The sequence below is a fragment of the Nonomuraea gerenzanensis genome (genome assembly GCF_020215645.1).
Classification (GTDB): Bacteria; Actinomycetota; Actinomycetes; order Streptosporangiales; family Streptosporangiaceae; genus Nonomuraea; species Nonomuraea gerenzanensis.
The window spans coordinates 8,802,705-8,821,476 of record NZ_CP084058.1 but is presented as its reverse complement, the minus strand read 5'-3'; the positions used below and the strand labels follow the sequence as shown (position 1 = coordinate 8,821,476).

The window sequence follows — 18,772 nt, the reverse complement described above, 5'->3', positions numbered from 1 at the left end:
TAGGGCTGATATCTGCGGCGGTCATTTCCGGCTTGGGATTTGACGGGTTGTTTGGGTTGGTGGAGGTAAATGGGATTCTGTGCATGGGTACGTCTGCCCTTGTCCGAGTGCCCTTGAGAAAAGGGTTGCGGCATTCCGGGTCGAACTACCCAGGACGGAAACAATGCACGTGAATTCCGAAATATCACAGAAGCGTCGTGCTTATCGGCGTATTGCGGCGTTTGCGCTGGCCGGCGCCACCGCCGGCATCATGCTGCTTCCCGCGGGCCAGGGGGTCGCCGGCGCGACCGCCGTCCCCACCGGCGTCTCCCACGTCGCAGGCGAGAAGCCGGTGCTGGGCTGCGGCGACCGCTGGTGCGGCAATGGCTGGGGCCGGCGCTGGTGCGGCGGCTGGCGCTGCCACGGCCACCACCACCGTCACCACCGCCACCATGATCACTACTACGAGCACGACTTCCACTCGGGCGACCGGCACCACCGCGACCACGTCGAGCCCGCCCCCGAGCGGGCCGAGCAGCCGGTCGAGCCGGTCGAGCCGCCCGTGAAGGACGGCCACAAGCCGATCAAGGACGACCACCACAAGGAGGACCCGTTCAAGTGGGACTTCCACAAGTGGTCCCCGTTCGGCGACGAGAACTACGGCTGACCGGAGGCCGGGCAGGCGCCCGCGCCCTGCACCGGGGGCGCACGCCTCCTACGCCCGGCGTGCGCCCGTGTCCTCGCGCCCGGCGTGCGCCCGTGCCCTCGCGCCCGGCGTGCGGACGTCCTGAGCGCCCAGGCGTGCGCCCGCACGACGCCCTGGGCGAATGCCGTGACCAGTCGGCCGGTCACGGCATTCGTCTTGTGGTTTCGGGGGAAGAATCAGACTCCGCGCATGACGAGAAGGGGGTCCTCGTGGCAGGTGACGTGACGGGTCTGGCGGGGTTTCTGTACGAGTTCGGGCTGCTCAAGCGCTACAAGCGAACCGGCTGGCTGGTCGCGGGCGTACGCGATCCGGAGAGCATCGCCGAGCACTCCTTCCGCGCGGCGGTCATCGCGGCCGTCATCGCCGGCATGGAGGGCGGCAACCCGGAGCGGGCCGCGTTCATGAGCCTCTTCCACGACACGCAGGAGACCCGCGTCACCGACATCCCGTACATCGGCAAGCGCTATCTCAAGGCCGCCTCCAACGAGGACGTCACCGCCGACCAGGTGCGCGGCCTGCCGGCGGAGGTGGCCTCCGTCGTGTGCGACGCCGTCGCCGAGTACGAGGAGAAGGCCACCCTCGAAGCCGTCTGCGCCCGCGACGCCGACAAGCTGGAGTGCCTCATCCAGGCCGTCGAGTACCGCGAGCAGGGCCACCAGAACGTCCAGGGCTGGATCGACAGCTCACTGGCCGCGATCACCACCGAGACGGGCAAGCGCCTGGCCGAGGAGGCCCTGAGCACGGGGACCCTCGACTGGGTGACCCGCGTGCTCAACGGCGACTGAGCTCTGCGCGGCCCAGGACCGCGCCGCCTGCTCGACGGCGACCGAGCCCGTGCGCGTCAGGACTGAGCCGCGTGCTCGACGACGACCGAGCCCCCCGCGGGTCAGGACTCCGCGGCGGGCCGGGTGACCAGCTCCCTGGCGTACTCGTCGTCGCTCTCCGCCAGCACCCTCTCCACCCCCTGCGCGGCCCGCTCGTCGCCGCGGTCGGCCAGGCCGCGCGTGGCCTCGGCCACGGTACGCAGGTCAGGGTCCGACAGCCGGGCGGCGAGCGCCTCCCTGATCCGCGGCGTGTCGGCGGCCAGACCGGCGAGGCCGGAGGTGGCCCAGTCGCGGATCTCCGAGTCGTCGTCCTCGGTCATGGAGATCAGCAGCGCCAGCCCCTCCTCATGGTCCGGCGGCAGCACGTCGGACAGCGCGATCGCGTCCGTCATCGTGCGCTTGTGGCCGGGACGGCCGAGGATGTCCAGCACGTACGGCAGCGCCCGCGGATCGCCCTGGTGCCCGAGCGCGGCCAGCACCGAGCGCAGCACCTGCGGGTTGCCCTCCGTGGTGACCATCTTCTGCAGCAGCGGCAGCGTCCGCTCCAGGTACGGCTTCTCCCCGTCGGAGAACCCGAACTGCGCGATCGCGTCCACCCCGAACTCGCGCTCCCTGGCGTCCTCGCTCACGCACAGGCGGGCCAGTGCCTCGTACGTCTCGTCGTCGGCCCGCCTGCCCAGCGAGTCGGCCACGATCCACCAGGTCTCGGCGTCCTCGTCGACGTCGCGGTGCGCCAGCGCCCTGGCCACGAGCTGCTCCACCGGCGACTGGATGCCCGCCGCGTCCTCCAGCAGGGTCGCCACGGCGGCGTGGCCGCGCTGGGCCTGCACCTGCTCGCTCTGCTCGCCGTCGGCGGAGCGGCCGGCCACGGTGATCAGCTCCGTGCCGTCCTTGGCGTACTGGCGGGCCACCACGTACTCCCAGCCGTCCTGCTCGATCTGCTCGAGCAGCGCGCTCTCCAGATGCACGCCCGCCCAGCCGAGGGCGACCTCCAGCGCCGTGTCGCCGTCGCCGTCGTACTTCTCGTGGTCGGCGCCCGCCTCCAGCAGCACCTGCACCACGCCGGGCGCGCCACGGCTGGCGGCGAGCGTGAGCGGGGTGTCGCCGACGTCGTTGGTGACGTCCACCTCGGCGCCCGCCTCGATGAGCAGCCTGGCGGCGTCGGCGTGGCCGTTGGCGGCGGCCCACAGCAGCGCCGTCCAGCCGCCGTCCTCCCTGGCGTTGACGTCGGCGCCGGCGGCCAGCAGGGCCGTGATCACCTCCGTGCGGTCACGGGAGGCCGCCGCGCACAGGGCCAGCCCGCCCTCCTCGGAGCCATCCTCCGGACGTTCGCTGGGCGTGTTGGGATCGAGGCCACCGGCGAGCAGCTTGCCCACGGTCTCGATGTCTCCGATCAACGCCGCGCGGTAGAGCTGTTCTGCATGCATGACAAGGGACCCTAGCCTGGTCCGGCCGCGCCCCGGACCAAGGCCGGGGCCCCGTGTCATCGCGTGGTACGTGCCCCGCCCACGGACCGGTTCAGATTCCATCCCGAATGTGCATGTTTCGACGGATGGCAGGATTCCTCCCCAAGGAGGATGCTGCTTCCGGCCCCAAACGCGATATGTTGCGAGTATGACTGATCCCGGTGAGGTCCGCGCGTCGGACGCCGAGCGCGAGGCCGTCGTCGAGCAGCTCCGTGTCGCCTCGGTCGAGGGCCGTCTGACGCTCGCCGAGCTGACCGACCGCACGGAGGCCGCCTACACCGCGACCACCCACGCCGAGCTGGCCCTGCTCACCCAGGACCTGCCCGGCGCCGGCGTGGCCGCCCCCATGCAGGCGCCCGCGCCGCAGGGCAAGAAGCGGCGGTGGTTCGTGGGCGTCATGGGCGACTCCAAGCGGCGCGGCACCTGGCGCATCGACCAGGAGCTCGGCGCCGTCGCCGTGATGGGGGACGTGCTGCTCGACCTGCGCGAGGCGGAGGTGCGCACGGACCGGGTGGAGATCCTGGCCGTCTCCGTCATGGGCGACGTCAAGATCATCGTGCCTGACGGGGTGTACGTGGACCTCGACGGGATGGCGGTCATGGGCGACAAGAAGGTGAACGTCCAGCAGGCGCCGCCGGGGATGAACGTGCCTGTGGTGCGGGTGCAGGCGTACGCCGTGATGGGCGACGTCAAGGTGATCGGCGACTCGCAGGCGCAGCCGCTCCAGCGCGGCTTCGCGGCGTGGCGCGAGCACTGGCGGCGGTTGCACGGGGAGGACTGGCGCGAGATCGGGCGCCAGATCCGCGGTCAGGAGCGCGAACTGCGCCGCCAGATCCGCGACCAGCACCGCCACCTCGGCCTCTGACACCCCACCGCGCCGCTGCGGCGGCCGCACCGCCTGGCGCGGCCACGTGATCCGCGCCGCACCGCTGCGCCACACTGGCCACCACGGCCGGCGTCCCCGTGGGCGGCCCGGGGCGCCGCCCAGGCTCAGCCCGCCAGGGTGACCGGCTGGCGCTGTGCGGCCTCGTACCGTTCCAGCAGCACGTCCACCAGCTCGGGTGAAGCCCCCAGCACATCGGCCACCAGCGACGCCCCAGCCGCCAGCGTGTCGCGGCGCACCTTGTCGGCGAAGTACCCCGGAGCCAGCAGGTACGGCGCCACGACCACCCGAGGCGCCCCCGCCCGCACCAGCGAGGCGACGGCCTCGGCCGGGGTGGGGGAGGCGGCGGAGGCGTAGGCGGGGGTGACGGTCCACCAGCCGGACCGCCGCCACGCCCGCGCGGTCTCCGCGACCACCGCGTTGGCCCGCGCGTCGCTGGAGCCCGCCGACACCAGCACCACCGCCGTGTCGGGGTCGCCCGCCGGCACGCCCGCCTCGCCCAGCCGCCGCTCCAGCGCGGTCAGCAGGAGCGGGTGCGGGCCCAGCGTGTGCCCGTAGCGGACGCGCAGCCGGGGCTCGCGCGCACGCACCTCGTTCAGCGCCGCAGGCAGGTCCACCCGGCTGTGGTAGGCCTCGGTGAGCAGCAGAGGCAGCACCACGGCCTCGCGCAGGCCGGTGAGGGCCTGGCCGAGGGTCGGGGCGCAGTGGTCCAGGTAGGCCACCCGCACGTCCAGCGGCACCCGGTCGAGCAACGCGGCCACGGTGGCGGCGGCGCGCGGGTCACGTGACCCGTGCGCCACCGCCACCAGTGGCACGCGGCCGGGGGCCGTCCCGCCTGCCAACGGGACGGGTCCCCCGCTGGGGATCACAGGTGAATGCCGCATTCGACCTTCCCCAGGCCCGCCCAGCGTCCGCTGCGCGGATCCTCACCCTCGGCGACCTGCCGCGTGCACGGGGCGCAGCCGATCGAGGGGTAGTTGTCGTAGTGCAACGGGTTGATCAGCACCCCGTTGTCGGCGATGTAGTTGTCCACGTCCTCCTGCGTCCAGGAGGCGATCGGGTTGACCTTCACCATCTGCCGCTTGGCGTCCCACTCCACGACCTTGGTGCCGGTCCGGCTGGGCGACTCGTCGCGGCGGATGCCGGAGATCCACGCCAGGTACGGCTCCAGCGCCCGGTTCAGCGGCTCCACCTTGCGCAGGTAGCAGCACAGGTCCGGGTTGCGGCCGAACAGGCGCGGCCCGAGGTCGCGGTCCTGCTCCGCGACCGTCCGCGACGGCTTGATGTCGATCACGTTGACGTCATAGACCTGCTGCACGGCGTCCCGCGTGCCGATGGTCTCGGCGAAGTGGTAGCCGGTGTCGATGAACAACACGTCCACGCCGGGCTTGACCCGGCTGACCAGGTCGATGAGCAGGGCGTCGCTCATCGAGGAGGTCAGGCACAGCCGGTCGCCGAACGTGGCCGCCGCCCAGCGGATGATCTCGCGCGCGGGGGCGCCCTCCAGGAACTCGGCGGCGGACTCGACGATGTCCTGGAGGTCGAGCGTGCCACGCTGCTGTCTGAGCCCGACCTCTATGTCGACCAGCGTCATATCTTCACTCCGATTCCAAGGAATTTCAGCTTGAAGGCACGAGCGCAGGCGCGGCAGTACCAGCCGCCGTCTCCCTCGTAGGGTTCAAGGTCTTCTTCGCCGCAGTAGGGGCAGTGGAAGGGAACCGCTCGTGTGGTCATTTCAGGTCGGCCTCGTCTGCTCGCTGAACCCAGTCCGCGAACGACTCGCCTTCCTTCTTCTGGCTGTCGTAGTTGGACACGACGCGCGCCACGTAGTCGGGCAGCGCCTTGGCGGTGGTCTTGAGGCCGCGGACCTTCCTGCCGAACCCGGCGTTGACCCCCAGCGAGCCACCGAGGTGGATCTGGAAGCCCTCGACCTGGTCGCCGTTCTCGTCCACGACGAGCTGGCCCTTCAGGCCGATGTCGGCGACCTGGATGCGGGCGCAGGAGTTGGGGCAGCCGTTGAGGTTGATGGTCAGCGGCTCGTCGAAGTCGGGCAGCCGCCGCTCCAGCTCGTCGATCAGGTCCATCGCGGTGGCCTTGGTCTCGACGATGGCGAGCTTGCAGTACTCGATGCCGGTGCAGGCCATCGTCTGCCGGCGGAACGTGGAGGGCTTGACCTGAAGGTCGTTGGCCTCCAGCTCGGCCACGATGGAGTCGACCCGCTCGGGCGCGATGTCGAGGATGACCATCTTCTGCTCGACCGTGGTGCGCACCCGGTTCGAGCCGTGCCGCTCGGCGATGTCGGCGATCAGGTGCAGCTTGTCGCCGTCGACCCGGCCCACCTTGGGCGCGAAGCCGACGTAGAAGTTGCCGTCCTTCTGCGGGAAGACGCCCACGTGGTCGCGCCGGTTGCTGCGCGGCTGCTGCGGGGCGGGCCCGTCGGGCAGCTTCTCCTTGAGGTACTCGGTCTCCAGGATGTCCCTGAACTTCTCCGGCCCCCAGTCGCTGACCAGGAACTTGATCCTGGCCCGGTGCCGCAGCCGCCGGTAGCCGTAGTCGCGGAAGATCCCGACGACGCCCTCGTGCACGTCGGCCGCCTTCTCGGGGCTGACGAACACGCCGAGCCGCTTGCCCAGCATCGGGTTGGTCGACAGGCCGCCGCCCACCCACAGGTCGTAGCCGGCCTCGCCGCGCTCGTTCACCACGCCGACGAACGCCACGTCGTTGATCTCGTGCACGGTGCAGTGCGCCGGGCAGCCGCTCAGCGCCGTCTTGAACTTGCGCGGCAGGTTCGAGTAGGCGGGGTTGCCGACGACCCGGTCGTAGATCTCGCTGATCTGCGGGGTGGCGTCGAGCACCTCGTCGGTGTCGATGCCGGCCAGCGGGCAGCCCATGATCACGCGCGGGGTGTCGCCGCACGCCTCGGTGGTGGACAGCCCCACGGCCTCCAGCCGCTCCCAGATGTCGGGCACCGACTCGATCTCCACCCAGTGGAGCTGGATGTTCTGCCGGTCGGTGATGTCGGCGGTGCCGCGGGCGTAGTCGTTGGAGATGTCGGCGATCGTGCGGAGCTGGGCCAGGTCGAGCTGCCCGCCGTCGATGCGCACCCGCAGCATGAAGTAGCTGTCGTCGAGCTCCTCCGGCTCGAGCACCGCCGTCTTGCCACCGTCGATCCCCGGCTTGCGCTGGGTGTAGAGGCCGTACCACCGCATGCGGCCACGCAGGTCGGCCGGGTCGATCGAGTCGAAGCCCCGCTTGGAGTAGATGTCGATGATGCGCTGGCGGACGTTGAGACCGTCGTCGTTCTTCTTGTTCTCTTCGTTCTTGTTGAGCGGCTCACGGTAGCCAAGGGCCCACTGGCCTTCGCCGCGCGGGCGCTTGTGGTGCCGGCTGGCAGGAGTGCGGCTGGCAGGGGTGCTCATTGCGCGTCCTTCGGATCATGGGCGCGCGCAACGTCCTCCTGCCTTCATCATCGAAGGGCAGGGCTGGAGAGGATGGAGTGCGACGCGCTCAGCGGTAGAAATCGAGATGGGTTAGCGGGCGTCGCAACAGATGGCACTGCGGACACGCTGAAGATCGACGTGTCGTCGACCGACGAGCATGGGGTCCGCTGGCATGCTTCGAGACTACTCCGGCTGTCCGAGATGTCCAATACCGGGTCCAGAGTGTGGGATAGTGGCCCCCTCTGCCTGGCCTTCAGCCCTGCCGGGGCCAGTCGAGCTCCGACTCCTCCGGCAGCGCCTGCTCCTTGTGCTGGCAGTCGCACCAGGAGCCGCCGCGGCAGTCCTCGTGGCGTTTGTCCTTACAGCTGTCGCAGATCACGTTAAGCATTATTCTCCCAGAACGTCGTTCCGGTTAGGCTGGCGCGCGTGGACCTCATGGCCGAGTTGCTCGACGATCTGCGTGCCGAGACCGCGTCCTTCGAAGCCCTGCTGCAGCCCCTCTCCGACGACGACTGGGAGCGGCCCACACCCGCCGAGGGGTGGGCGGTCCGCGACCAGGTGAGCCATCTGGCCTGGTTCGACGACGCCGCCGTCCGGGCGGCGGGCGACCCCGAAGGCTTCCCTGACTGGGTGCGGCGGTTCACCTCCGTGGACGACGTCGCGGCGCAGTCGCGCGGGAGCGCGCCGCGGGAGCTGCACGCCTGGTTCCGCGCGTCCCGGGCGCACAGCCTGGAGGTCTTCGCCACGCTCGGCGCCCGCGACCGCGTGCCGTGGTTCGGCCCGGCGATGTCGGCCGCCTCGTTCGTCACCGCGCGGCTGATGGAGACGTGGGCGCACGGCCAGGACGTGGCCGACGCGCTCGGCGTCGTCAGGGAGCCGACGGCGCGGCTGCGGCACGTGGCCACGATGGGCTTCAGGGCCCGCCCGTACAGCTTCGCCGTGCGCGGCCTGCCCGTCCCCGAGGAGCCCGTACGCGTGGAGCTGGCCCTGCCGGACGGCGGCACCTGGACGGCCGGCCCGGCCGGGGCCGCCTCCCTCGTCCGCGGCACCGTGCTCGACTTCTGCCTGGCCGTCACCCAGCGCATCCACCTGTCGGACACCGGCCTGGAGCTGACGGGCGAGCCCGCGCGGTCCTGGATGCGGATCGCGCAGTGTTTCGCCGGGCCACCCGGAAAGGGCCGGAGCCCGATGTCAGGGGTTGATCGGGGTCATTCCGGATGACGCTCGCCTCATGATCCGTGACATGCTGTGAGCATGCGCACAATCCTGAACATCATCTGGCTGGTGTTCGCGGGGATCTGGCTGGCGATGGGCTACGCGCTGGCGGGCATCATCTGCTGCATCCTCATCATCACGATCCCGTTCGGCATCGCCTCGTTCAGAATCGCGAAGTACGCGCTGTGGCCGTTCGGCCGCACCGTGGTCCGCGACCCGGACGCCGGTGTCCTCTCACTCCTGGGCAACATCATCTGGTTCCTGGTCGCCGGCATCTGGCTGGCCATCGGCCACGTGGTCACCTCGATCCCCCTGTTCATCTCCATCATCGGCATCCCGATGGGCGTGGCGAACATCAAGCTCATCCCGGTCTCCCTCCTCCCGCTGGGCGCGCGCATCGTCGACGACGACTAGGGCAGGTCCGGGACGTAAGCTGTCCCGTAGAGTCACTGCGAAATACCGTTGGGTGCCATGACGTCCACCGATGCGCCTCCCAGGCCCAAGCGCGGGCTCGTCTCCCATGCCCGGGCCAGGCTGAACTGGGTGCTCGACACCAAGTCGTGGGCGATCGTGCGGGCCGCCACGAACGCCGGCGTCACCTACCGCGTCACCGGCCTGGCGGGCGAGGCGGCCTTCTTCGCGCTGCTGTCACTGCCGCCGTTCGTGCTGGGCCTGATCGGCGTGCTGGGCAAGCTCGGCACCTGGCTGGGCCCCACCGTCGTGGCCCAGGTGAAGACCTGGGTGATCGACCAGGCGGGGCTGCTGTTCACCGACGACGCGGTGAACAAGGTGATCAACCCGCTGCTCACCGACGTGCTCAGCGACGACGCCGGCAAGGTGTCGATCATCTCGCTGGGCTTCCTGCTGTCGCTCTGGTCCGGCTCCAGGGCCCTGTACGTGTACGTCGACCTCATCTCCGTCGCCTACGGGCTGGGGGAGGAGCGCGGCATCATCCGCACCCGGCTGATGTCGTTCGGCCTCTACGTCATCGGTCTGATCATCGGCATCATCGTCATGCCGATCCTCGTCGTCGGCCCGACCCTGATCAAGGACGCGCTGCCCGCCGACTACGGCATCCTCATCGACCTGCTCTACTGGCCGGTCGTCATCATCGGCTCGGTGCTCTTCCTCACCGTGCTCTACCACGTGAGCGTGCCGGTGCGCACCAAGTGGTACCGCGAGCTGCCGGGGGCGATCCTGGCGCTGTTCCTGTGGATCCTGTGCGCGGCCGTGCTGCGCGCCGTGCTGGCGGCCTGGTTCTCGCCCGTCTCGGTGTACGGCTCGCTGGCCGCGCCCATCGCGCTGCTGCTGTGGCTCTACATCACGGCGCTGGCCGTGCTCATCGGGGCCATCCTGAACGCCGAGGTGGACCGGCTCTGGCCGGGCGTGGGCCGCACCAGATAGCCATTCCGCGGCCGGATCATGTCCGGAATAATCCCACCGGTGAGCGTGCAGCAGCGGGTCGGGCCGTACACCCTCCTGGACAAGCTCGGAGAGGGCGGGATGGGCGTCGTCCATCTCGCGCGGGACCCGTCGGGGCGGCGCGTGGCGCTGAAGACGATGCGCCCGGAGCTGGCCGCGCGGGAGGAGTTCAGGCGGCGGTTCGGCAAGGAGACCGAGGCCGCCAGGCGGGTCGCCAGGTTCTGCACCGCGCCCGTGCTGGACGCCGGCTACGACCGCGGCACCGCCTATCTGGTCACCGAGTTCGTCGAGGGCCCCGACCTGGCCTCCGTGGTCGCCCGGGCCCCGCTGACCGGCTCGAACCTGGAGGCGCTGGCCGTCGGCGTGGCCACCGCGCTGGCCGCCATCCATCAGGCGGGCGTCGTGCACCGCGACCTCAAGCCGTCGAACGTGCTGCTCAGCCCGGTCGGGCCGCGGGTCATCGACTTCGGGGTGGCCCAGCTCGCCGACACTCCGGGGGCGGCGGCGACGATCGCCACGGCGATGGGGACGCCCGCGTACATGTCGCCGGAGCAGGCCAGGGGTGAGCACGTGACCCCGGCGGGCGACATCTTCTCCTGGGGCGCCCTGGTGACGTTCGCGGGCACCGGCAGGCCGCCGTTCGGCACCGGCGGCGTGCCCGAGGTCGTCTACCGCGTCATCAACCACGCGCCCAAGCTCGACGGGCTCGACGAGCGCATCAGGCCCCTGGTCGAGCGGGCGCTGGACAAGGACCCGGCGCGCCGCCCGACCGCCCAGCAGCTCGTGGACGGGCTCCTCGGCCGCAATGGCGTGCCGGTGGCCGCCGCCACCAAGGCGGTCGCGGAGAGCTGGACGCCCCTGGCGCGGTCCGCGCCCCGGTCCGCGTCACGGTCCGCGTCACGGTCCGCGCCGCGCAGGATCCCCTGGACGCCGATCCTCATCGGGGTCCTCGCCGCCGCCGTGGGCGTGGGCGTCACCCTCGCCGCCGTACGCCCCTGGGAGCAGCCGGGCAAGGAGCCGGGCACACCGGCGGCCGTCAGCACGATCGACGCCCTGGGCAGCCGCCTGGAGGTGCGGATCGACTCCCTGGTGCGGCAGGGCACCAGGGCGCGCCTGCAGTGGACGGTCAAGAACGTCGGCACCGGTAACGCGCCCCTGCACGGCAAGCTCGGCTCGAGCGTCTTCGACGCGACCGTGTCGCGGGTGAGTATCGTCCCGCCCGGGGTCGGCAACCCGCTGCACCCCGCCTTCAAGGACGGCCACTGCCAGTGCTTCGCCGTCCCCAACGCGCCGTTCGGCCAAGGCGCGCAGCTCCAGCTCTGGGCCGTCTTCGAGGGGCTGCCCGAGACCGCCGACCGGGTGGACGTCAACCTGGGGCCGCTCGGCTCGATCAAGAACGTGGCCGTCACCGAGGCGTGACCGGCCCTCCCACTGAGGACAGGATGAACGATCAGAGCAGGCGCATCGGGCCGTACACCCTCCTGCGCAAGCTGGGCGAAGGCGGCATGGGCATCGTCTACCTCGCCCAGGACCCCGCTTTCTCCCCGGTCGCGCTCAAGGTGCTGCGGCCCGAGCTGGCCGGGCGCGAGGACTTCCGGCGCCGCTTCACCCGGGAGGCCGAGGCGGCCAGGCAGGTGGCCAGGTTCTGCACGGCGCCCGTGCTCGACGCGGGCATCGAGGGGGGCATCGAGGGGGGCACCGCCTACCTCGTCACCGAGTACGTCGAGGGCCCCGACCTGACGGGCATGCTCGAGACGCGCGGTCCCATGCGCGGCGCCAACCTGGAGGCGCTCGGACACTTCGCGAACCTGCTGATCACCGGGAAATGAGCCCCCTGGCTCATCCGATAAGGTCTAGGAACGAGACGCGACTGGCGCATTGGGTGGGATCGACCACCAGGGAGCGAAAGGAGCGGAGGCCGTGCGCCTGGGTCTTCGCACATCGTCAACGATGACAGGAGAGTCATGAGTTCTCTCGCTAGCGTCGACCCGCAGATCGCCGAGCTCATCAAGGCCGAGGAGCGCCGCCAGTCCGACACGGTCAAGCTGATCGCCTCCGAGAACTACGTGTCCAAGGCGGTCCTGGAGGCCACCGGCACCGTTCTGACGAACAAGTACTCCGAGGGCTACGCGGGCAAGCGTTACTACGAGGGCCAGCAGGTCATCGACCAGATCGAGTCCCTGGCCATCGAGCGGGCCAAGGCCGTGTTCGGCGTCAACCACGCCAACGTGCAGCCCTACTCCGGCTCGCCCGCCAACCTCGCCGTCTACCTGGCGTTCGCGCAGCCCGGCGACACGGTCATGGGCATGGGCCTGCCGTTCGGCGGTCACCTCACGCACGGCTGGTCGGTCTCGGCCACGGGCAAGTGGTTCAACCCGGTCCGTTACGGCGTCCGCAAGGACACCGGCCGCATCGACCTCGACGAGGTCCGCCAGCTCGCGCTGGAGCACCGGCCGAAGCTGATCTTCTGCGGCGGCACCGCGATCCCGCGCACGATCGACTTCGAGGGCTTCGCCTCGATCGCCCGCGAGGTCGGCGCCGTGCTGGCCGCCGACATCGCGCACATCGCGGGCCTGGTCGCGGGCGGTGCGCACCCGTCCCCGGTCGGCCACGCCGACGTGATCTCCACGACCACGCACAAGACGCTGCGCGGCCCGCGCGGCGCCATGCTCATGGCCACCACCGACGAGCACGCCACGGCGCTCAACAAGGCCGTCTTCCCCGGCCTTCAAGGCGGCCCGCACAACCACACCACCGCCGCCATCGCCGTCGCCCTGCACGAGGCCGCCCAGCCGGCCTTCCGCGACTACGCCCACCAGGTGGTCCGCAACGCCAAGGCGCTGGCCGAGGAGCTGTCCTCGCGCGGCTTCGACCTCGTCTCCGGCGGCACCGACAACCACCTGATCCTGCTCGACCTCACCCCGAAGGGCATCGGCGGCAAGCCGGCCGCGCAGGCGCTCGACCGAGCGGGCCTGGAGACCAACTACAACACGGTGCCGTTCGACACCCGCAAGCCGTTCGACCCGTCGGGCATCCGCATCGGCACGCCCTCGGTGACCTCGCGCGGCATGGGCGAGGCCGAGATGCGGCAGATCGGCGCCTGGATGGACGAGGTCGTCACCGCCCTGGCCAAGGGCGACGCCGAGGACGTCATCACCCGCGTGCACCACGAGGTCAGCGAACTGACCGCGCAGTTCCCCGCGCCCGGCCTGTAAATCGATGTTGGCATGAGGAAGCGCCCCACCGCGCGGGCTCCCGGTGCGCGGTGGGGCGCTTCGTGCGAGCGGGGTGGGCCGGAGTACCCCGTCGCGGTGGCCGATCCCGGCCCGGAGGACTGGTCCGGATCGGCCGGGGACGGCCTTCTCAGAGGACGGGACCGAATCGCCCCCCGGGAAGGCCCTAGCCGAGGAAGATGTAGTCGGCCCCGTACGAAACCCTGGCCTCGGCGCCCGGCCGGCAGGGCCCCGCGGGGGCGGTGCCGCCGGTCGTGTTGAGGCGCAGGATCTGGGTGGCGTGGGCGAGCAGGCCGGTGCTCGCGCCCGCCCGGGTGGCGTCGAGGACCAGCTCGGGGATGTGGCTGCCGTTCGGCGTCCTGGTGACGACCGAGCCGCGCACCGCGCTGCCGTCCGGGGCGATCCACTGCGGCGGCCCCGAGGCGGGCGTGACGAACGAGTGGTCGATGCCGCGCCGCAGCGTGGCCGTCACGCCGAGCTGGGTGAACCCGTGGCCGCCCGCCGGCAGCGGCGTGCAGGCGTAGATCTGCTCACCGCGCAGCACCTCCGCGGTGAGCGCCCGCGGGTGCGTGAACGCCGCGCCGGAGAGCGGGCCGCGCACCGCGCCGCCGTCGAAGTCGAGCGTGTGCAGGTTGGCGTAGTACGCGCCCGGGTTCGCCGCGAGACGCTTGACGAGCTTGGTGGTGACCGGCATCACCCCCGCGACGCCGGTCACGTTCTCGGGCAGCCCCTCGGGGGCCGCGAACAGATCCGCCACCACCGCGCCGTTCCTGCCGGGCGCGCCCTTGCGCAGGTGGCCCGCCGTCACCCGGCCGAGGCCGGTCCAGGAGGCGGTGTAGGCGAGGGAGGAGCCGTCCGGCCGCAGCCACCACGTGGCCTTGCCGTCCGGGTCGCCGCGCCGCCGGCCGTCGTCCGCCGGGGCCTCCTGGCCGCCGTCCGCCTGGGCGGAGAGCGTGGCCTGGTCGCTGCCGTGCAGCACGCCGCCGAGGTCCACGGGCTTGCTCAGCCGGTGGAACTGGCCCCGTACCGCGCCCTTGGGGTGGGCGGCGTCGCGCAGGTTGGCGTAGAAGCCGCCGGGGTCGGCGACGAGCGCTCTGACCAGCTCGTCCGTGGCTCTGACGGTGCCGGTGACGCCACGCACGGAGGACGGCAGGGACGCGGGCAGGAGCTCCAGCCGCACGTCACCGTTGACGCCCCGGGCCCCGGCGTGGACGTGACCGGCTGTCGGGGCGCCGATCCGGTGCCAGCGGGCCGCGAAGGTGACCTCGTTGCCGCTGATCCTGAGCACGACCGCCGAGCGGCCGTCCTTGTCGCCGGCGCTGTCCACCTCGTTCGCGCCGCGCAGGCCCGCCGCGAGATAGACGTCGTCCCCCGACCCCCACCCCGACCCCGACCCCGACGCCGACGCGAGCGCGGCCCCGGGCGCGGGCGTGGGCGCGGACGTCGATGCGGACGCTGACGCGGGCACAGCGGGGGCGGCGAGCGCACACGCCCCTAAAGCCCCATAAATTGCGATCTTTCGGATATACATGATGAAACCCCGTAAAAGGCTCGATTTTCCAATCGGTACGGCAGGCAGTACGCGCCGGACCCCGAGAAGGTTCAATCCACGGCCCCGTATTTTTCACCGGCACACGAAGAAGCCCTCCCACCAGCGGTGAGAGGGCATCTCCCGAACGATTTCAGGCCTGGATGGTGAGCAACTTCTTACCCCCCGAGGTGACCACCTCGAAGTGATCGATGTCCTGGAGTTGCGTGGCGCTGCCGCCGTGCATGTAGAGCGGATCGGGCGACCCCGGCACTCCGTACCCGGCTGGAGGTACGGACCACCCCGTCATCACCCGTCGCTCGCCCGACTTGCCCACCGAGATCAGCTCGCACTCCAGCGGCCCCTTCACCCCCGACAGCTTGAGCGCCGCGTGTGTGCCCCAGCCCTTGGACTCCACGACCAGCCCGCCCGTCACGCCTTCCACGCCCTTGCCCTCGATGGGCTTGCCGTCGGCGTAGAACTGCTCGGCGGGCCCCATGTTCGTCCCCATGTGGCCGCTGTGCCCCTGCGCGACCTGCGGCGGGTCGTCGGCGCTGAGCTGCGTGCCGATCGTCAGCCCGCCGGCCACCAGCGTGACCGCCGCCGCCATCCCGATCACGAACGTGCCCCTGCGCGTCCGCCGGTCGGCCGCCTTCTTGCGCCGCAGCATGTCGACCACGTCGCCCTGGGGCTCGACGGAAGGAGGGCCGAGGTCCTCCACGGGGCCGATCCCGTGCAGCACGCTGGCCACCCCCGCCAGGTCGGACAGCTCGTAGCGGCAGGAGGAGCAGCCGAGGAGATGGGCCTCGAAGGCCAGCCGGTCGTCCTCGTCCAGGAGCCCGAGCGCGTACGCCCCGACGTCCGTGTGCTCGACTCTCGACGTCATGCCTTCACCCCCCTCTCCTCCAAGGCGATGCGCAACGCGCGGACGGCGTAGTACACCCGGGACTTCACGGTGCCCACCGGGATGCCGAGCGCCACGGCGGCGTCGTTGACCGACCGGTCCCGCAGGATCGTCTCGTTGAGGATCTCGCGGTGTGCCGGTGACAACGCCTTCAGCGCCTCGGACACGACCACCTGGTGCAGCAGTCCCTCCATCTCGTCAGGCACGGGCATGCTCTCCAGCGGCCCGTCACCCGACTCCTGGGGGCGGGCGTCCCTTCGCCGCCGGTCATCGATCACGATACGTCTGGCGACCGTGGCGAGCCAGGGCATCAGCGAGACCGAGTCGGGATCGAGCTGCTCCGCACTCCGCCAGGCCCGGATCATGGTCTCCTGCACCACGTCTTCCGCCCACTGCCGATCGCCCGCGGTCAGCCGGATCACGAAGGCCAGCAGCGGCCTGTGGTATTCCCGGTAGAGCGCGGACACGACCACCTCGTCGTCCGGGCGTACGCGCCGGATCCAGTGTCGTAAGCGCGGCTTGCCCATCGGGGCGGCTCCCTCGGCCGAGGGCGGGGGATACGTGCTGATTCGCATCATTCCCCTTTCTCAGTCCGTCGAGAGGTGGTACGGGAAGCCGCCCGGGAGCGGTTCAACAGATCGCGGAAGATAATCCGATTGCATCGCCGGGGACACTCTGCGTAGAGTCGACCCGACAACTGATCGAGGAGGTGAGGACTATGCGGGTGACCGTCTTCGTCGTGTCCTCAGTCCACCTCCGGGCGCTCGTCTGAGCAGCCCGTTCTCTGCTTCACTTCCTTCTCGATCAAAGGTTTCACTACGTTGTCTCACGATCTTTCCCTGCTCGGCTGGACCGATCTGCGCGCCGCCGAGCTGCCTGAGGGCACCGTCCCGGCCCGCGTGTCCCGCGTGGACCGCGGCGCCGCCGAGGTGATCGCCGCCGACGGCCAGCACCACGCCCGCTACAGCGCCCGCGTACGCCGCGCCTGCGCCGCCGACCCGGTGGCACTGCCGTGCGTCGGCGACTGGGTGGCGCTCAAGTGGCTGCCCGAGGGCCGCTACGAGCTCGACGAGGTCCTGCCCCGCACGACCGCCTTCATCAGGGGCGGCGTCAGCCGCGACTCGGTCGGCGGCCTGTCGGGCGACGGCCAGGGCCAGGTGCTCGCCGCCAACGTGGACGTCGTCTTCGTGGCCGAGCCGTCCATGCACGCCACCGACTTCGCCGACCTCGGCCGCATCGAACGCCTCGTCGCCCTCGCCTGGGAGTCCGGCGGCACGCCCGTCGTGCTCATCACCAAGTCCGACCTGTTCGAGAGCGGCCTCGAAGACCTCCTCGCCGACGTCCGCCTCGCCGCGCCCGGCGTGCCCGTCCACGCCGTCTCCTCGCTGCAGGGTGACGGGGTCCGGGTCGTCGGCGAGCACCTGGGCGGCTCGCGCACGGCCGTCATCCTCGGGCCGTCCGGCGCCGGCAAGTCCACGCTGGTCAACGCGCTGGCCGGCGGCGAGGTCATGGAGACCCAGCAGGTACGCGCGGCGGACGGGCGCGGCCGGCACACCACCGTGCACCGGGAGCTGATCCCGCTGCCCGGCGGCGGCCTCGTCATCGACACCCCGGGCATCCGGCGGATCGGCCTGTACGACATCGGAGAGGGCGTCGATCTCGTCTTCTCCGACATCGAGTCCCTCGCCGAGCAGTGCCGCTTCGGCGACTGCGGGCACAACGGGGAGCCGGGGTGCGCCGTGCTCGACGCGCTGGAGCGGGGTGAGCTGCCGGAGCGGCGCCTGGACAGCTGGCGCAAGCTGCAGCGGGAGGCTGCCTGGATGGCCACCCGCACCGATGCCCGGCTGCGCAAGGAGCAGCAGAACAAGTGGAAGCTCATCACCAAGGAGATGCGCCGCTCGGGCCGCAGCCGCCCCTGACCCGGGCGCAGCCGGTCCGGCTGCCCGTGCGCCCGGCTACCTGACCGCGCGCCGGGCCACCCGACCGCGTGCCCGCCCGCCCATCCGTCCGCCTGGCCTGCCCGTGCGCCCGCTCACCCGGGTGCGTCCGGGCAGGCGAGGAGCGGGCGTCAGCGGGTAGGCACAGGTCATGGAGCTCTTCGCAGACCGGGCCGACGCAGGGGCGCAGCTCGCCGAGCGGCTGCGGGACGCGCACGACCCCGTGGTCCTCGCCCTGCCGCGCGGCGGCGTCGCGGTGGCCGTGCCCATCGCGCGCAGACTGGACGCCGTGCTGGACGTGCTGGTGACCAGGAAGATCGGCTACCCGCCGACGCCGGAGCTCGGGGTGGGGGCGGTGGCGGAGGGCGGCGAGCCGGTGTTCGACCTGGTGCTGCTGCAACGCCTGGGCATGACCCCGGACGACGTCGCCGACGTGGTGGAGCAGGAGCGGCGGGAGCTGGCCAGGCGGGTGCGCGCCTACCGCGGCGACCACCCGCTGCCTCCCGTCGAGGGCAGGGAGGTGATCGTGGTCGACGACGGCCTGGCCACGGGCGGCACCGCGCGGGCTGCGCTGAGGGCGGTCGCGACGCTCAAGCCCGCCAGGGTGACGCTGGCCGTGCCCGTCGGCGCCCGCGACACCGTACGGTCCCTGCGGGAGGAGGCGGACGAGGTGGTCGTGCTCAGGATGCCGCTCGACTTCAGGGCGGTGGGGCAGTGGTACGAGCGCTTCGACCAGCTCAGCGACACCGATGTGCTGCACCTGCTGGGCCGCGACTGACGCCGCGCGACCCCGAACCCGGGTCTCAGCTCGCGATGATCGCCCAGACCACCTTGCGGGTGCCCTCGGGGGAGAGCCACCCCCACGCCGTGCACAACGCGTCCACCAGCCGCAACCCCCGCCCGTACTCCGAGAAGACGTCGGGCGCGGCGGCCACGGGCACGGTCCGGCTGTAGTCGGTCACCACGCACGCCAGCTCCGCCTCGTGCGAGAGCAGCCGCAGCTGCGCGGCCCCGCCGCCGTGCCGCATGGCGTTGGTCACCAGCTCCGAGACCACCAGCTGGACGTCGAAGGCGTGCTCCAGGTTGCCCCACGAGGTGAGCGTCTGATCGACGAACCGGCGCGCCGTGGCGACACAGGACGGCTCCAGCGCCGTGCCACGATGAAAGGGGAACACGGCGTCGCACTCACCGGTGTGCCCCTCCATGAGGACGGAGGAAAGCCATCGTGGTGGCCG

Annotated in this window: 21 protein-coding genes and 1 riboswitch; of the genes, 11 read left to right on the top strand and 10 right to left on the bottom strand. The window is 71.3% G+C overall.

Annotation, left to right across the window (positions count from 1 at the left end):
• Positions 1 to 250: 250 nt before the first annotated feature.
• Together LCN96_RS41000 and LCN96_RS40995 are read left to right on the top strand one after the other, a co-directional pair.
• Positions 251 to 646: a hypothetical protein gene (locus LCN96_RS41000; protein WP_225267794.1), complete on the top strand. Its 396-nt coding sequence runs from the start codon at positions 251 to 253 to the stop codon at positions 644 to 646.
• Between the two features lie 248 nt (positions 647 to 894).
• Positions 895 to 1,470 (top strand): HD domain-containing protein, encoded by a 576-nt coding sequence (locus LCN96_RS40995; RefSeq protein ID WP_225267793.1) that lies wholly within the window; start codon positions 895 to 897, stop codon positions 1,468 to 1,470.
• A gap of 101 nt (positions 1,471 to 1,571) precedes the next feature.
• Here LCN96_RS40995 and LCN96_RS40990 read toward each other — a convergent pair whose 3' ends face one another.
• The gene (locus LCN96_RS40990) at positions 1,572 to 2,936 is read right to left on the bottom strand and encodes an ankyrin repeat domain-containing protein (RefSeq protein WP_225267792.1); all 1,365 of its coding nucleotides are present in this window, start codon (positions 2,934 to 2,936) and stop codon (positions 1,572 to 1,574) included.
• A gap of 187 nt (positions 2,937 to 3,123) precedes the next feature.
• On the opposite strand from LCN96_RS40990, the gene LCN96_RS40985 reads away from it, so the two are divergent.
• The gene (locus LCN96_RS40985) at positions 3,124 to 3,840 is read left to right on the top strand and encodes a DUF1707 domain-containing protein (protein ID WP_225267791.1); all 717 of its coding nucleotides are present in this window, start codon (positions 3,124 to 3,126) and stop codon (positions 3,838 to 3,840) included.
• Positions 3,841 to 3,965: 125 nt separating this feature from the next.
• Here LCN96_RS40985 and LCN96_RS40980 read toward each other — a convergent pair whose 3' ends face one another.
• The 5 genes from LCN96_RS40980 to LCN96_RS56935 form a co-directional block, all read right to left on the bottom strand.
• A complete protein-coding gene (locus LCN96_RS40980) occupies positions 3,966 to 4,742 on the bottom strand; it encodes a sirohydrochlorin chelatase (protein WP_397351791.1) in 777 nt (258 codons plus the stop codon).
• Positions 4,724 to 5,452, bottom strand: coding sequence for a phosphoadenylyl-sulfate reductase (locus LCN96_RS40975; protein ID WP_225267789.1), 729 nt, complete (start codon positions 5,450 to 5,452; stop codon positions 4,724 to 4,726). The genes LCN96_RS40980 and LCN96_RS40975 overlap by 19 nt, the downstream gene beginning before the upstream one ends.
• A gap of 136 nt (positions 5,453 to 5,588) precedes the next feature.
• Positions 5,589 to 7,277, bottom strand: a complete 1,689-nt coding sequence (locus LCN96_RS40965) for a nitrite/sulfite reductase (RefSeq protein ID WP_225267788.1) — start codon at positions 7,275 to 7,277, stop codon at positions 5,589 to 5,591.
• Between the two features lie 111 nt (positions 7,278 to 7,388).
• Positions 7,389 to 7,472, bottom strand: a complete 84-nt coding sequence (locus LCN96_RS57540; RefSeq protein ID WP_311132608.1) for a putative leader peptide — start codon at positions 7,470 to 7,472, stop codon at positions 7,389 to 7,391.
• 79 nt (positions 7,473 to 7,551) lie between these two features.
• Complete coding sequence (locus tag LCN96_RS56935) at positions 7,552 to 7,677, bottom strand: hypothetical protein (RefSeq protein WP_263657386.1); 126 nt, start codon at positions 7,675 to 7,677, stop codon at positions 7,552 to 7,554.
• 56 nt (positions 7,678 to 7,733) lie between these two features.
• Between LCN96_RS56935 and LCN96_RS40960 the strand changes: the two genes are divergently transcribed.
• The 6 genes from LCN96_RS40960 to glyA all read left to right on the top strand — a co-directional run bounded on the left by LCN96_RS40960 (position 7,734) and on the right by glyA (position 13,150).
• Positions 7,734 to 8,519 carry a TIGR03084 family metal-binding protein gene (locus LCN96_RS40960; RefSeq protein WP_311132607.1) on the top strand — a complete coding sequence of 262 codons (786 nt, stop codon included), beginning with the start codon at positions 7,734 to 7,736 and terminating at the stop codon, positions 8,517 to 8,519.
• Between the two features lie 33 nt (positions 8,520 to 8,552).
• A complete protein-coding gene (locus LCN96_RS40955) occupies positions 8,553 to 8,927 on the top strand; it encodes a YccF domain-containing protein (RefSeq protein ID WP_225267786.1) in 375 nt (124 codons plus the stop codon).
• Between the two features lie 57 nt (positions 8,928 to 8,984).
• The gene (locus LCN96_RS40950) at positions 8,985 to 9,917 is read left to right on the top strand and encodes a YihY/virulence factor BrkB family protein (protein ID WP_225267785.1); all 933 of its coding nucleotides are present in this window, start codon (positions 8,985 to 8,987) and stop codon (positions 9,915 to 9,917) included.
• 39 nt (positions 9,918 to 9,956) lie between these two features.
• The gene (locus LCN96_RS40945; RefSeq protein ID WP_225267784.1) at positions 9,957 to 11,354 is read left to right on the top strand and encodes a serine/threonine-protein kinase; all 1,398 of its coding nucleotides are present in this window, start codon (positions 9,957 to 9,959) and stop codon (positions 11,352 to 11,354) included.
• A 23-nt stretch (positions 11,355 to 11,377) separates the two neighbouring features.
• Positions 11,378 to 11,764: a serine/threonine-protein kinase gene (locus LCN96_RS40940; protein ID WP_225267783.1), complete on the top strand. Its 387-nt coding sequence runs from the start codon at positions 11,378 to 11,380 to the stop codon at positions 11,762 to 11,764.
• A gap of 27 nt (positions 11,765 to 11,791) precedes the next feature.
• Positions 11,792 to 11,874, top strand: a riboswitch (ZMP/ZTP riboswitch).
• 1 nt (position 11,875) lies between these two features.
• A complete protein-coding gene (gene glyA, locus LCN96_RS40935) occupies positions 11,876 to 13,150 on the top strand; it encodes a serine hydroxymethyltransferase (protein WP_449867120.1) in 1,275 nt (424 codons plus the stop codon).
• A 184-nt stretch (positions 13,151 to 13,334) separates the two neighbouring features.
• Here the strand turns inward: glyA and LCN96_RS40930 are convergent, their stop codons facing one another.
• The 3 genes from LCN96_RS40930 to LCN96_RS40920 form a co-directional block, all read right to left on the bottom strand.
• On the bottom strand, positions 13,335 to 14,636 hold the full coding sequence (locus LCN96_RS40930) for a CHRD domain-containing protein (protein WP_225267781.1): 1,302 nt from the start codon (positions 14,634 to 14,636) through the stop codon (positions 13,335 to 13,337).
• 214 nt (positions 14,637 to 14,850) lie between these two features.
• On the bottom strand, positions 14,851 to 15,582 hold the full coding sequence (locus LCN96_RS40925) for an anti-sigma factor family protein (protein ID WP_225267780.1): 732 nt from the start codon (positions 15,580 to 15,582) through the stop codon (positions 14,851 to 14,853).
• Complete coding sequence (locus LCN96_RS40920; RefSeq protein WP_263657385.1) at positions 15,579 to 16,127, bottom strand: sigma-70 family RNA polymerase sigma factor; 549 nt, start codon at positions 16,125 to 16,127, stop codon at positions 15,579 to 15,581. The genes LCN96_RS40925 and LCN96_RS40920 overlap by 4 nt, the downstream gene beginning before the upstream one ends.
• Positions 16,128 to 16,421: 294 nt before the next feature.
• Between LCN96_RS40920 and rsgA the strand changes: the two genes are divergently transcribed.
• The gene (gene rsgA / locus LCN96_RS40915; protein WP_225267779.1) at positions 16,422 to 17,519 is read left to right on the top strand and encodes a ribosome small subunit-dependent GTPase A; all 1,098 of its coding nucleotides are present in this window, start codon (positions 16,422 to 16,424) and stop codon (positions 17,517 to 17,519) included.
• Between the two features lie 169 nt (positions 17,520 to 17,688).
• On the top strand, positions 17,689 to 18,315 hold the full coding sequence (locus LCN96_RS40910) for a phosphoribosyltransferase (RefSeq protein WP_225267778.1): 627 nt from the start codon (positions 17,689 to 17,691) through the stop codon (positions 18,313 to 18,315).
• A 25-nt stretch (positions 18,316 to 18,340) separates the two neighbouring features.
• Here LCN96_RS40910 and LCN96_RS40905 read toward each other — a convergent pair whose 3' ends face one another.
• Positions 18,341 to 18,742, bottom strand: a complete 402-nt coding sequence (locus LCN96_RS40905; RefSeq protein ID WP_225267777.1) for an ATP-binding protein — start codon at positions 18,740 to 18,742, stop codon at positions 18,341 to 18,343.
• Between the last annotated feature and the right edge of the window lie 30 nt (positions 18,743 to 18,772).